This window comes from Cupriavidus sp. KB_39 (genome assembly GCF_052114485.1).
Classification (GTDB): Bacteria; Pseudomonadota; Gammaproteobacteria; order Burkholderiales; family Burkholderiaceae; genus Cupriavidus.
This window is the reverse complement of record NZ_JBFREV010000020.1, coordinates 115,841-129,338: the sequence shown is the minus strand read 5'-3', so window position 1 is coordinate 129,338 and position 13,498 is coordinate 115,841. Positions and strand designations below refer to the sequence as shown.

Annotated in this window: 10 protein-coding genes; 8 read left to right on the top strand and 2 right to left on the bottom strand. The window is 67.6% G+C overall.

Translation table 11 applies throughout. The features are described 5' to 3' along the window. Positions 1–5: 5 nt before the first annotated feature. Positions 6–2,384 (bottom strand): xanthine dehydrogenase family protein molybdopterin-binding subunit, encoded by a 2,379-nt coding sequence (locus tag AB4Z27_RS16595; protein ID WP_441644840.1) that lies wholly within the window; start codon positions 2,382–2,384, stop codon positions 6–8. Between the two features lie 9 nt (positions 2,385–2,393). Beyond that, positions 2,394–2,888, bottom strand: a complete 495-nt coding sequence (locus AB4Z27_RS16590; RefSeq protein WP_092291798.1) for a (2Fe-2S)-binding protein — start codon at positions 2,886–2,888, stop codon at positions 2,394–2,396. A 294-nt stretch (positions 2,889–3,182) separates the two neighbouring features. On the opposite strand from AB4Z27_RS16590, the gene AB4Z27_RS16585 reads away from it, so the two are divergent. From AB4Z27_RS16585 to AB4Z27_RS16550, 8 genes are all read left to right on the top strand, one after another. Beyond that, positions 3,183–3,761 (top strand): YqaA family protein, encoded by a 579-nt coding sequence (locus AB4Z27_RS16585; protein ID WP_092291800.1) that lies wholly within the window; start codon positions 3,183–3,185, stop codon positions 3,759–3,761. A gap of 117 nt (positions 3,762–3,878) precedes the next feature. Further along, complete coding sequence (locus tag AB4Z27_RS16580; RefSeq protein WP_092291802.1) at positions 3,879–7,859, top strand: DUF3683 domain-containing protein; 3,981 nt, start codon at positions 3,879–3,881, stop codon at positions 7,857–7,859. 27 nt (positions 7,860–7,886) lie between these two features. After that, on the top strand, positions 7,887–8,321 hold the full coding sequence (locus AB4Z27_RS16575) for an HIT family protein (RefSeq protein WP_092291804.1): 435 nt from the start codon (positions 7,887–7,889) through the stop codon (positions 8,319–8,321). Between the two features lie 142 nt (positions 8,322–8,463). After that, positions 8,464–10,398, top strand: a complete 1,935-nt coding sequence (locus tag AB4Z27_RS16570; RefSeq protein WP_092291806.1) for an ABC transporter ATP-binding protein/permease — start codon at positions 8,464–8,466, stop codon at positions 10,396–10,398. Positions 10,399–10,405: 7 nt separating this feature from the next. Beyond that, on the top strand, positions 10,406–10,822 hold the full coding sequence (locus AB4Z27_RS16565) for a gamma-butyrobetaine hydroxylase-like domain-containing protein (RefSeq protein ID WP_092291808.1): 417 nt from the start codon (positions 10,406–10,408) through the stop codon (positions 10,820–10,822). A gap of 37 nt (positions 10,823–10,859) precedes the next feature. After that, positions 10,860–11,591: a bifunctional demethylmenaquinone methyltransferase/2-methoxy-6-polyprenyl-1,4-benzoquinol methylase UbiE gene (gene ubiE / locus AB4Z27_RS16560; protein ID WP_092291810.1), complete on the top strand. Its 732-nt coding sequence runs from the start codon at positions 10,860–10,862 to the stop codon at positions 11,589–11,591. 50 nt (positions 11,592–11,641) lie between these two features. Next, complete coding sequence (locus AB4Z27_RS16555) at positions 11,642–12,652, top strand: Tim44 domain-containing protein (RefSeq protein WP_441591671.1); 1,011 nt, start codon at positions 11,642–11,644, stop codon at positions 12,650–12,652. Between the two features lie 108 nt (positions 12,653–12,760). Continuing rightward, complete coding sequence (locus AB4Z27_RS16550) at positions 12,761–13,426, top strand: ubiquinone biosynthesis accessory factor UbiJ (protein ID WP_092291815.1); 666 nt, start codon at positions 12,761–12,763, stop codon at positions 13,424–13,426. Positions 13,427–13,498 lie beyond the last annotated feature (72 nt).

Sequence of the window (13,498 nt, the reverse complement as noted above, 5' to 3'; positions counted from 1 at the left end):
CCGATTCAGGCCGATGTGGATTGTGCGGACTGGATGGCCTGCCACACGCGGTGCGGCGTGGCTGGCATCTGCACGTCACGCACGCCGAGCGGTGCCAGCGCATCGACCAGCGCGTTGATGAACGCCGGTGGCGAGCCGATGGCGCCGGCCTCCCCGCAGCCCTTCACGCCGAGCGGGTTGTGCGTGCATGGCGTGCCCTTGGCGGTCTCCACGGTGAAGTCGGGCAGGTCGGCCGCGCGCGGCATGGCGTAGTCCATGTAGGAGCCGGTCAGCAACTGGCCGCTGTCGGCGTCGTACACGCACTGCTCCAGCATGGCCTGGCCCAGGCCCTGGCCGATGCCGCCATGCACCTGGCCTTCCACGATCATCGGATTGATGATGTTGCCGAAGTCATCCACGGCGGTGAACTTGACCACCTGCGACTCGCCGGTGTCGGGGTCCACCTCCACCTCGCAGACGTAGGCGCCGGACGGGTAGGTGAAGTTGGTCGGATCGTAGAACGCGTTCTCGTTCAGGCCCGGTTCGAGCTTGTCGAGCGGGTAGTTGTGCGGCACGTAGGCGGTCAGCGCCACCTCGCCGAAGGTCTTGGTGCGATCGGTGCCGGCCACGCGGAACACGCCGTCCTGGAACTCGATGTCGGCGTCGGATGCCTCCAGCAGATGCGCGGCGATCTTCTTGGCTTTCGCCTCGATCTTGTCCAGCGCCTTCATGATGGCCGAGCCGCCCACCGCCAGCGAGCGCGAGCCGTAGGTGCCCATGCCGAACGGCACCCGGCCGGTGTCGCCATGGACGATCTCCACCGCCTCCAGCCCGATGCCGAGCCGGTCCGCCACGATCTGCGCGAAGGTGGTCTCGTGGCCCTGCCCATGGCTGTGGGAGCCGGTGAACACGGTGACCGTGCCGGTGGGGTGGACGCGGATCTCGCCCACTTCGAACAGGCCCGCCCGCGCGCCGAGTGCCCCGGCGATGTTCGATGGCGCCAGTCCGCACGCCTCGATGTAGCAGGAGTAGCCCAGCCCGCGCAGCTTGCCGCGCTGCTTGGCGGCCTCGCGCCGGGCCGGGAAGCCGGCCACGTCGGCCAGTTCCTCGGCACGCGCCAGGCAGGGCTCGTAGTCGCCCGTGTCGTAGGTCAGGCCCACCGGCGTGGCGTAGGGGAAGTCGTGGATGAAGTTCTTGCGCCGCAGCGTGGCGGGGGCGATGTTCATCTCGCGCGCGGCGGTTTCCACCAGCCGCTCGACCACGTAGGTGGCCTCCGGGCGGCCGGCGCCCCGGTAGGCATCGACSGGCGAGGTGTTGGTGAACACCGCCTTGACCTCGGCGTAGATCGCCGGCGTGGCGTACTGGCCGGCCAGCAGCGTGGCGTAGAGGATGGTCGGCACGCTGCTGGCGAAGGTGGACAGGTAGGCGCCCATGTTCGCCACCGTGTGCACGCGCATGGCCAGGAACTTGCCGTCGGCGTCGAGCGCCAGCTCGGCCTTGGTCACGTGGTCGCGGCCGTGCGCGTCAGTCAGGAAGGACTCGGACCGCTCGGCGGTCCACTTCACCGGCCGGCCGATCTTCTTCGACGCCCAGGTCAGCGCCACGTCCTCGGGATAGAGGAAGATCTTCGAGCCGAAGCCGCCGCCCACGTCCGGCGCGATGATGCGCAGGCGGGACTCCGGCAGCCCGAGCACGAAGGCGCCCATCAGCAGGCGCTCCACGTGCGGGTTCTGGTTCGAGACGTAGACCGTGTAGCTGTCGTCCTGGCGCGTGTAGCTGGCGTTGACCGCGCGCGGCTCGATCGCGTTCGGGATCAGCCGGTTGTTGACGATATCGAGCGTGGTCACGTGCGCGGCCTTGCCGAAGGCGGCGTCCGTGGCGGCCTTGTCGCCATGGCCCCAGGTGTAGCAGGTGTTGGCCGGCACGTCGTCGTGGACCAKCGTGGCGGCTGCGGCGGCGTCCGCCGGGCTGACCACGGCGGGCAACTCCTCGTAGTCGACATCGACCATCTCGGCGGCGTCACGCGCCTGCTGGAGCGTTTCGGCGATGACCAGCGCCACCTGGTCGCCCACGTGGCGGGCCTTGCCGTGCGCCAGCGCGGGGTGGGGTGGCTCTTTCATCGGCGTGCCGTCGATGCTGTGGATCAGCCAGCCGCAGGGCAGGCCGCCCACCTTGTCGGCGGCCATCTCCTCGCCGGTCAGCACGGCAATCACGCCGGGCGAGGCCAGGGCCTCGGTCTTGTCGATGGAGCGGATGCGCGCGTGCGCGTGCGGCGAGCGGACGAAACAGGCGTAGCTCTGGCGCGGCAGGGTCACGTCGTCGGTGTACTGGCCGTTGCCGGTCAGGAAGCGGTAGTCCTCCTTGCGGCGGACCGGCGCGCCGATCAACTTCTCGGGTGCGTTCATGGTCGGCTCCTATTCCGCACTGGCGACGGCCTGGCCGCTGCGCATGCTCGATTGGCCCTGCTGCACGGCGCGGACGATGTTCTGGTAGCCGGTGCAGCGGCACATATTSCCTTCCAGCTGCTCGCGGATGGTCTGGGCATCGGCGTTGGGACGCTCGCGCAGCAGCGCGGTGGCGGCCATCACCATGCCGGGCGTGCAGAAGCCGCATTGCAGGCCGTGGCACTCGCGGAACGCTTCCTGCATCGGATGGAGTTGTCCGTCCGGCGCCAGGCCCTCGATGGTGGTGACCTTGGCGCCGTCCGCCTGGAGCGCCAGCACGTTGCACGACTTCACCGCCCGGCCGTCGAGGTGGACGGTGCAGGCGCCGCACTGGGCGGTGTCGCAACCGACATGCGTGCCGGTGAGGCGCAGGGTTTCGCGCAGGAACTGGACCAGAAGGGTGTGGGGTTCTACCTGCGCGTCAATGGGCTTGCCATTGACCGTCAGGCGGATCGGAATCGCCATGCTTGTCTCCAATATGGGGTGGACGCGCATGGCCTGCCGCAAGAATCCCGAACGACTGCGCGGGACGGGCCACGACGCGGTACTGCCGCTTGGTTGTTACGGCTATTTCGTGATATTGGTGCTGCCGGGCCTGGGGCCCGGCCTTGCCGGAGATGCCTGGCGTGGCGAATTCCGCGACGCGGCCGTGAACGATCGGCCAGAACCGGCTCTAACAGTTAATCACAAAACCCCCGGTGCTGCCATGCGGGTTCCCCACCATGGGGCGGCCCGGCGCACATCGATCTGCCCCGGACCATGCAAGCGTTCATCGACTGGCTGTTTGGAACCGTCGCCCTGCCCAGCGTGGGCCTGCCGGCCATCTTTGTGGTCAGCCTGGTCTCGGCCACGCTGCTGCCGCTGGGCTCGGAGCCGGCCGTGTTCGGCTATATCAAGCTCAACCCGGACATGTTCTGGCCGGCCATCCTCGTGGCCACGGTTGGGAATACGGTCGGCGGGGCCATCGACTGGTGGCTCGGCTACGCCGCCAAGCTGGCGCTGGTGCGCTACCGCCAGCGGCGCCAGCATATCCAGCACGAGCGGGAGCACGCCGAGCATCGCGGCCATCCGGTGAAGAAACACAAGCCCAAGCTGGACGCCAAATACTTCCGCTGGATGCGCCGGCTGGGCCCGCCCACGTTGCTGCTGTCCTGGCTGCCCGCTATAGGTGATCCGTTGTGCACTTTAGCGGGGTGGTTGCGCCTGTCGTTCTGGCCCAGCCTCGGCTATATGGCGATCGGCAAGTTCTTCCGCTACCTTGTGATGACGGCCAGCCTGATGTGGATTCCAGACTCGTTCTGGCACGGCGTGGGGGAAGCGATTCGTCAATGGTTCTGACAGAACCGTCTCTTATGCCTTGTTGCGGTGCAGCGAAGCGGGCCGTTGCAGTACAATCGCGCTTCAATGAACGACAATCGCGCACTGTCCCCGTGCGCAGCAGGAAGCGGTCCCGCCATGAACGCCCCACTCGTGCTCGATGCCAAGCTCGCCGCACAGGACGCCCCCGCGCGCCTGCGCGAGATTCCCTATAACTACACGTCCTTTTCGGACCGTGAGATCGTTATCCGCCTGCTGGGCGAGGAAGCCTGGCGCATTCTGGATGAACTGCGTGGTGAGCGCCGCACTGGCCGCTCCGCGCGAATGCTGTACGAAGTGCTCGGCGACATCTGGGTCGTACGGCGCAACCCGTACCTCCAGGACGACCTGCTCGAGAACCCCAAGCGCCGCCAGATGCTGGTCAGCGCGCTGCATCACCGCCTGAGCGAGATCGAGAAGCGCCGCGCCGCCGACCGTGCCGAGCACGCCGAGCCGGCCGCCGAGGATCGCTCGCACCGGGTGGAGCAGCTGGTGGCCTTCGCCAAGCAGGCCATCGAGTCGTTCAAGCAGGAATTCGCCGACGCCTACGACCTGCGCAAGCGCGCGCAGCGCGTGCTGGGCAAGGTCACGCAGAAAGACAACATCAAGTTCGACGGGCTGTCGCGCGTCTCGCACGTGACCGACGCCACCGACTGGCGCGTGGAATACCCGTTCGTCGTGCTGACTCCGGACAGCGAGGAAGAGATCGCCGGGCTGGTGAAGGGCTGCTTCGAACTCGGCCTGACCATCATCCCGCGTGGGGGCGGCACCGGCTACACCGGCGGCGCCGTGCCGCTGACGCCGTTCTCGGCCGTCATCAACACCGAGAAGCTCGAGGAGCTGGGCCTGGTCGAGCAGACCGACCTGCCCGGCGTGGACCACAAGGTGGCGACGATCTTCTCCGGCGCCGGCGTGGTCACGCGCCGCGTGGCGGACGCGGCCGACAAGGCCGGTCTCGTCTTCGCGGTGGACCCGACCTCGATCGATGCCTCGTGCATCGGCGGCAATGTGGCGATGAACGCCGGCGGCAAGAAGGCCGTGCTGTGGGGYACCGCGCTCGACAACCTGGCCTGGTGGCGCATGGTCGATCCCGAGGGCAACTGGCTCGAGATCACGCGCCTGGACCACAACCTCGGCAAGATTCACGACGTGCCCGTGGCCACCTTCGAACTGAAGTGGTCGGACGGCAACCGCGCGCCGGGCGACAAGGTGCTGCGCACCGAGACGCTGGCCATCGAGGGCCGCAAGTTCCGCAAGGAAGGGCTGGGCAAGGACGTCACGGACAAGTTCCTGGCCGGCCTGCCCGGCGTGCAGAAGGAAGGCTGCGACGGCATCATCACCAGCGCGCGCTGGATCCTGCACCGCATGCCCAAGCACGTGCGCACGGTCTGCCTGGAGTTCTTCGGCCAGCCGCGCGACGCGATTCCGAGCATCGTCGAGATCAAGGATTACCTGGACGGCGAGTCCAAGCGCGAAGGYGGCGCCATCCTGGCCGGCCTGGAGCACCTGGACGAGCGCTACCTGCGCGCCGTGGGCTACGCCACCAAGAGCCGCCGCAACGCCTTCCCGAAGATGGTGCTGATCGGTGACATCGTCGGCGACGACGAGGACGCCGTGGCGCGCGCCACCTCGGAAGTGATCCGCATGGCCAACGGCAAGAGCGGCGAAGGCTTCGTCGCGGTGAGCCCGGAGGCCCGCAAGAAGTTCTGGCTCGACCGCTCGCGCACGGCCGCCATCGCCCGCCACACCAACGCCTTCAAGATCAACGAGGACGTGGTGATTCCGCTGCCGCGGATGGGCGAGTACACCGACGGCATCGAGCGCATCAACATCGAACTGTCGATCAAGAACAAGCTCAAGCTGGCCGACGAGCTGGAAGCGTTCTTCGCGCGCGGCAACCTGCCACTGGGCCGCAGCGACGACGCGAACGAGATTCCGAGCGCCGAACTGCTGGAAGACCGGGTTGCACACGCGCTGACGCTGCTGCGCGAGGTGCGCGCGCGCTGGCGCTACCTGCAGGACCACCTGGACGTGCCGCTGGCCACCGCGCGTGCCGCGCTGATCGGTCACGGCCTGGGCCTGCTCGGCCCGGCGTTCGAGGAGCGCCTGCACCAGCAGCCGGACGCGAACGTGTTCCACCTGCTGCAGGACCGCACCATCCGCGTGAGCTGGAAGAGCGAGGTCCGCGCCGAGCTGCGCAAGATCTTCAACGGCGGCGARTTCAAGCCGATCCTGGACGAGGCGCAGAAGATCCACAAGCAGGTSCTGCGCGGCCGCGTGTTCGTGGCGCTGCACATGCACGCCGGCGACGGCAACGTCCACACCAACCTCCCGGTGAACTCGGACGACTACGCCATGCTGCAGGACGCCCACCGCGCGGTGGCCCGCATCATGGCGCTGGCGCGCTCGCTGGACGGCGTGATCTCGGGCGAGCACGGCATCGGCATCACCAAGCTGGAGTTCCTGACCGAGGACGAGATCGGCGAGTTCCGCGCCTACAAGCAGCGCGTGGACCCGCAGGGCCGCTTCAACAAGGGCAAGCTGCTGCCGGGCGCCGACCTGCGCAACGCGTACACGCCGTCGTTCGGCCTGATGGGGCACGAGTCCATCATCATGCAGCAGAGCGACATCGGCGCGATTGCCGAAAGCGTGAAGGACTGCCTGCGCTGCGGCAAGTGCAAGCCGGTGTGCGCCACCCACGTGCCGCGCGCCAACCTGCTGTACAGCCCGCGCAACAAGATCCTGGCGACCTCGCTGCTGATCGAAGCCTTCCTGTACGAGGAACAGACGCGCCGGGGCGTGTCCATCAAGCACTGGGACGAGTTCTCGGACGTGGCCGACCACTGCACGGTCTGCCACAAGTGCGTGACGCCGTGCCCGGTGAAGATCGACTTCGGCGATGTGTCGATGAACATGCGCAACCTGCTGCGCAAGATGGGCCAGAAGAAGTTCAACCCGGGTACCGCGGCGTCGATGTTCTTCCTGAACGCGACCAACCCGCAGACCATCAACCTGACCCGCTCGGCAATGATCGGGCTCGGCTACAAGGCCCAGCGGCTCGGCAACGAGGTGCTGAAGAAGTTCGCCCGCAAGCAGACCCAGCACCCGCCGGCCACGGTCGGCAAGCCGCCGGTGCAGCAGCAGGTGATCCACTTCATCAACAAGAAGATGCCGGGCAACCTGCCCAAGAAGACGGCCCGCGCGCTGCTGGACATCGAGGACAACGAGATCGTGCCGATCATCCGCGACCCGAAGCTGACCACGGCCGAGAGCGAGGCGGTGTTCTACTTCCCGGGCTGCGGCTCGGAACGGCTGTTCTCGCAGGTGGGGCTGGCCACGCAGGCCATGCTGTGGCACGTGGGCGTGCAGACCGTGCTGCCGCCGGGCTACCTGTGCTGCGGCTATCCGCAGCGCGGCAACGGCCAGTACGACAAGGCCGAGAAGATGGTCAGCGACAACCGCGTGCTGTTCCACCGCGTGGCCAACACGCTGAACTACCTCGACATCAAGACCGTGGTGGTCAGCTGCGGCACGTGTTACGACCAGCTCGCCGGGTATGAATTCGACAAGATCTTCCCGGGGTGCCGCATCATCGACATCCACGAGTACCTGCTTGAGAAGGGCGTGAAGCTGGAAGGCGTGACCGGTACGCGCTACATGTACCACGACCCCTGCCACACCCCGATCAAGACRATGGACCCGACCAAGCTGGTCAATGACCTGATGGGCGGGAACGGCGGCAGCGGTGCGGGCAAGATCGAGAAGAACGAGCGTTGCTGTGGCGAATCCGGCACTTTGGCCGTGACGCGCCCGGACATCTCCACGCAGGTCCGCTTCCGCAAGGAAGAGGAAATGCGCAAGGGCGCCGACAAGCTGCGCACGGACGGCTTCACCGGCGACGTGAAGATCCTGACCAGCTGCCCGTCGTGCCTGCAGGGGCTGTCGCGCTACAACGAGGACGCCTCGGTGACGGCCGACTACATCGTGATCGAGATGGCCAAGCACCTGCTGGGCGAGAACTGGCTGCCCGAGTACGTGGCCCGCGCCAACGCCGGCGGCATCGAGCGCGTGCTGGTGTAAGGCAGCCAGCGGACTCCGGCGGATACCATGACGCGACTCCCCAACTGCCCCCTGTGCGAAGCCGATGGCGGCGAACTGGTCTGGATGGGGGATCGCGCGCGCGTGATCCTCGTCGAGCATGACCGGCATCCCGGCTTCTGCCGCATCGTCTGGAACGACCACGCCGCCGAGCTGACCGATCTGGACGATGCCGACCAGGCCTGGCTGATGCGGCTGGTGGCCCGGGTGGAGCGCACCGTGCGCGAGGTGATGACGCCGGACAAGGTCAACCTGGCCGCGTTCGGCAACATGGTGCCGCACCTGCACTGGCATATCATTCCGCGCTACCGCTGGGACACGCATTTCCCGGAGGCGATCTGGGCGGCGCCCCAGCGCGCGGCGGAGCCGGCGCGCATCGGCGAGCTGGCCCTGCGGCTGCCGACGCTGCGCACCGCGCTGGCCGTSATGCCSTCCGCTGACTGATTGTCTGACTGCGATAACAACCGAGCATGGCTGACTGACCGGAGGGCGGCACGGAACCCGCCACGCGGCGGCGACGTCTGACCTCCGTCGAACAACAACACGCCCGCTGGCCGGAACGGCGGCGGGCCACACCTGCGCCACCATGTCCTCCACTCCGTCGTCCGTCACCGTGCCCGGCCCGGCYGTCCCGGCCGAGGCTCTCAAGATCCAGAGCCGGCTGCGCCTGGCGGCCACCTGGGACCTGATCAAGCCCTACTGGAAATCCGAAGACCGCAAGGCGGGGCTGGGGCTGCTGCTCCTGGTCGTCGCGCTCAATCTCGGCATCGTCTATATCAACGTGCTGCTGACCGAGTGGAACCGGGTGTTCTACAACGCCCTGGAACAGCGCGACTTCGTCTCGTTCAAGGAACTGCTGCTGCGATTCTCGTGGATCGCGGCCTGTTTCATCGTGCTGGCGATCTCGCGCCAGTACTACCAGATGATGTTGCAGATGCGCTGGCGGACGTGGATGACCGGCGTCTTCATGCAGCGCTGGCTCGGCCATCAGGCGTACTACCGCATCGAACAGACCCATTCGACCGACAACCCCGACCAGCGTCTGGCCGACGACCTGCGCCAGTTCACCGACGGGGCGCTGACGCTCTCCATGGGGCTGCTGAACTCGGTGGTCACGCTGGTGTCGTTCATCGGCATTCTCTGGGTGGTGTCGGGGCCGATCAGCTTCGTGCTGGGCGGCACCGAACTGACGATTCCCGGCTACATGGTCTGGTTCGCCGCCGGCTACGCGGTGATCGGCTCGCTGATTGCCCACTTCGTGGGCCGGCCGCTGATCGGCCTGTCCTTCCAGCAGGAGCAGTACGAAGCTAACTTCCGTTTCATGCTGGTGCGCCTGCGCGAGAATAGCGAGCCGGTGGCGCTGTACCGCGGCGAACCGACCGAGCAGGCCGGCCTGCGGGCCCGCTTCGAACGGATCCGGGCGAACTGGAACCAGCTGATGCGCTACACGCGGCGGCTGACCTTCGTGAACTCGGGCTACGGCCAGTTCGCGATCATCTTCCCGCTGCTGGTGGCCGCGCCGCGCTATTTCTCCGGCAAGCTCACGCTGGGCGGGCTGATGCAGATCAATTCCGCCTTCGGGCAGGTGCAGGGCGCGCTGTCCTGGTTCGTGGACAGCTACGCCACGCTGGTCGGCTGGAAGGCCGCCGCCAACCGTCTGATCGACTTCCAGGACGCCATCCGCGTGGCCGAGCGCCARGACCTGACGCACGAGGGCCCGGGCGACATCGAGGTGGTGGTGGCCGAGGGCCAGGACGGCATCGACCTGACCGGCCTCGCGCTGGCGCTGCCGGTGCGCGGCGGCAAGAGCCCGGACGAGGAGGGCGTGGATCCGCAACATCCGGCCCACCCGCGCCAGCGGCCGCTGGTGGCGCCGTTCTCGCTGTCCATCGGGCAGGGCGAGCGGTGGCTGGTCAGCGGGCCGTCCGGCTGCGGCAAGAGCGTGCTGTTCCGCGCGCTGGCCGGGATCTGGCCTTACGGCCACGGCCGCATCGCGGTGCCGGGCAAGCGCATGCTGTTCCTGCCGCAGCGCAGCTACCTGCCGATCGGCACGCTGGCCGATGCGCTGGCCTACCCGGACGCCGGCACGGCGCACTCGTGCGAGACGCTGCAACAGGTGCTGCGCCAGGCCCGGCTGGCCATGCTGGCGAACCAGCTCGATGTRTTCGACAACTGGTCGCTGCGCCTGTCGCCGGGCGAGCAGCAACGGCTGGCCTTCGCCCGCGCGCTGCTCCAGAAGCCCGATTTCCTGTTCCTGGACGAGGCCACGGCGGCGCTCGACGAGGAAACCGAGGCTGCCATGTACCAGCTGATGGTCGATAGCCTGCCGGACGCCACCATCGTCAGCATCGCCCACCGCAGCACCGTGGCCGCCTTCCATGACCGGCGGCTGCGCTACCTCCCCGTGGCGCCGACCGGCGCGCGCGACGAAAGCGGTGCCGGACCCCAGGATGGGCAAGGCATGGGGGGTGGAGTAAGCTATCGGGTCGTACAAGACACATCGGACGCGCTCCCCGCGTGACCCTACTATGGCTGGCCTAGAGAAAGACACCCCCCATCCCACCGCGCTGACCGTGCATACACAGTCGCGCGTGCTGGAAATCGGCTTCGACAATGGCCGCGCGTGGCGCCTGCCGTTCGAGCTGCTGCGCGTCTATTCGCCGTCCGCCGAGGTCCAGGGCCATGGCCCGGGCCAGGAAACGCTCCAGACCGGCAAGCGCGAGGTGGGCATCGCGGCGGTGGAGCCCGTGGGCAACTACGCGATCCTGATCCGCTTCGACGACGGCCACGACACCGGCATCTACTCGTGGGAGCTGCTGTATCGCCTGGGCGACCAGCAGGAAGCGCTGTGGAACGACTACCTGAAGCGGCTCGAAGCCGCCGGCGTCGACCGCGATGCGCCGATGGTGGCCGGCGGCGGCCATGCCTGCGGCCACCACCACTGATCCCCGTCTATATATATCCGCACCTGGAGTACCAGACATGAGCGAGACCCACTTCGGGTTCGAGAAAGTCGACGAAACGGATAAGGCCGGCAAGGTAGCTGGCGTGTTCCATTCGGTCGCRAGCAAGTACGACGTGATGAACGACCTGATGTCCGGCGGCATGCACCGGCTTTGGAAGATGTTCACCATCGCCCAGGCCAATGTGCGCCCGGGCCAGAAGGTGCTCGACATCGCCGGCGGCACGGGCGACCTGGCCAAGGCTTTCGCGAAGCGGGCCGGCCCGACCGGCGAGGTCTGGCTGACAGACATCAACGAATCCATGCTGCGCGTGGGCCGCGACCGCCTGCTCGACAAGGGCGTGGTGACCCCGGTGGCGCTGTGCGACGCCGAGCGGATTCCCTTTCCGGACAACTACTTCGACCTCGTCACGGTGGCGTTCGGGCTGCGTAACATGACCCACAAGGACCGCGCGCTGGCCGAGATGCGCCGCGTGGTGAAGCCGGGCGGCAAGGTCATGGTCCTGGAATTCTCCAAAGTCTGGAAGCCGCTGGAAAAGGCCTACGATGTTTACTCGTTCAAGGTATTGCCGTGGCTGGGCGAGCGGGTGGCTGGGGATGCCCCGAGCTATCGCTATCTCGCAGAATCGATCAGAATGCATCCAGACCAGGGTTCACTTGTACGCTTGATGGAACATGCGGGGCTCGAGAAGGTCGAATACTACAATCTGACGGGCGGAGTGGTGGCGCTCCACGTCGGGCGTAAGTACTAATTCGCCATGTTCGGCCTTGGATGGCCGAAACTGACAGGGGATCGCAGAAAATGTCTTCTTTTCGTGGAAAATTCCTCGCCGCGTCGCTGATCGCGACGCTGGCGCTGGGGGTCGCACTGGACGCCAATGCCAAGCGGCTGGGCGGCTCGCGCAGTGTTGGCAAGCAGTCGTCCTCCGTGACGCAGCAACGTCAGCAGGCGCCGGCCCAGCAATCGCCGACGCAGCAACCGGCCCAACAGCCCAACCAGGCGGCACCGGCCACGGCTGGCGCGGCCGGCGGTGCGGCGGCTGCTGCACCCAAGCGTAACTGGGGCGGCATGCTCGGCGGCCTGGCGGCTGGTCTGGGTCTTGGCTACCTGCTCTCGCACTTCGGTCTGGGCGGTGCGGCTGCCAGCTTCCTGTCGAATCTGATCCTGATCGGCGGTATCGCGCTGCTGGCCTTCTGGCTGATCCGCAAGTTCCGCGGAGGCGCAGCGCGCCGCCAGCAACCGGCCTACGCCGGCATGGGCAATCAGGGCAACCAGGGTGGTTTCGGTGGCAACGACCTGTCGCGCACTGCCGAGCCGACCTTCCGTCAGGCCGAGCAACCCGCGCAACCTGCCGCCTACGGCGGCGCGGCGGCCAACCCGGTGATGGGTGGCGCTGCCGCCGGCGCCGTGGCTGCTGCACCGCAGCAACCGTGGGGCGTGCCGGCCGACTTCGACACCGAAGCCTTCCTGCGCAATGCCAAGGTTCACTATGTGCGCCTGCAGGCCGCGTGGGACGCCGGCAATCTCGACGACATCCGCGAGTTCACCACGCCGGAAATGTTCGCCGAGATCAAGATGGATCTGGCCGAGCGCGGCGCCGAGGTCAACAAGACCGACGTCGTGACGCTGGATGCCCAACTGCTGGGCATCGAGGACACCCCGACGCAGCACGTTGCCAGCGTGCGTTTCGCCGGCATGATCCGCGAGCGCGCGGGCGAGCCGGCCCAGCCGTTCGCCGAGGTCTGGAACCTGGCCAAGGCCACCGCCGGCAACGGTGGCTGGCTGCTGGCCGGCATTCAGCAGGAGTCCTGAGCGTAATCTCCCCGCCGCTTCCACGGATGCGGCGGGCGAGTAGCTTAGAATGGAGGCCCACGCGTGCGTGGGCCTTTTTTGTTGCCCGACTACCGCAAACCGCTCGCCATGAACGCCTTGCCTTCCCCGCTGGCCGCGCCGATCGTTGCCGCCCTCAATCACCTGATCGAACAGGAGCCGTGGGCCTGCGCGCTGCTGTCGCCCTTTGCCGGCCGCGTGATCCGCTTCGATGCCGCCGCCTTTGCGCTAGCGCTGAAGGTGACCGAACACGGCTGCATCGAGCAGGCCACGGTGGCCGAGGCGCCGGCCGTGACCTTGCTGGTGCCGTTGCAGCAATGGCCGCTGGTGGTGGCCGACGTGGCCGAGGGCGGGCAGGCCGCCGCGATGCGCCATGTGCGGATCGAAGGCGACGCGGAACTGGCCAACGCCGTGTCCACGCTGGCCCGCAGCCTGCGCTGGGACGCCGCCGAAGACTTGTCGCGCGCGCTGCGCGGCGTGATGGGCGGCCCGGTCAGTGACAGCGTGGCGCAGCGCGTGGTCGATGGCGCACGCCAGGTCCACGACAACGCCACCCGCGTGGGCCGCGCCCTGCTCGACAATGTGACGGAATACCTACTCGACGAACAACCGACCCTCGTACGCCACGCGGCGCTGGACGGCTTTGCCGATGACGTGGCGCGGCTGCGCGACGACCTCGAACGGCTGGAAAAGCGGCTGGAACGGCTGGAACGCCAGCCGGCCGCGCCGGGCAAGCTGCCGTCCGCCCACCGTTGATGGCCCGGCCGTCGTCCTCCCTCCCTTTTGCCTGCGCCGCCGCCTGCGCGCGCGGCGTGCCTCCGCACCGTA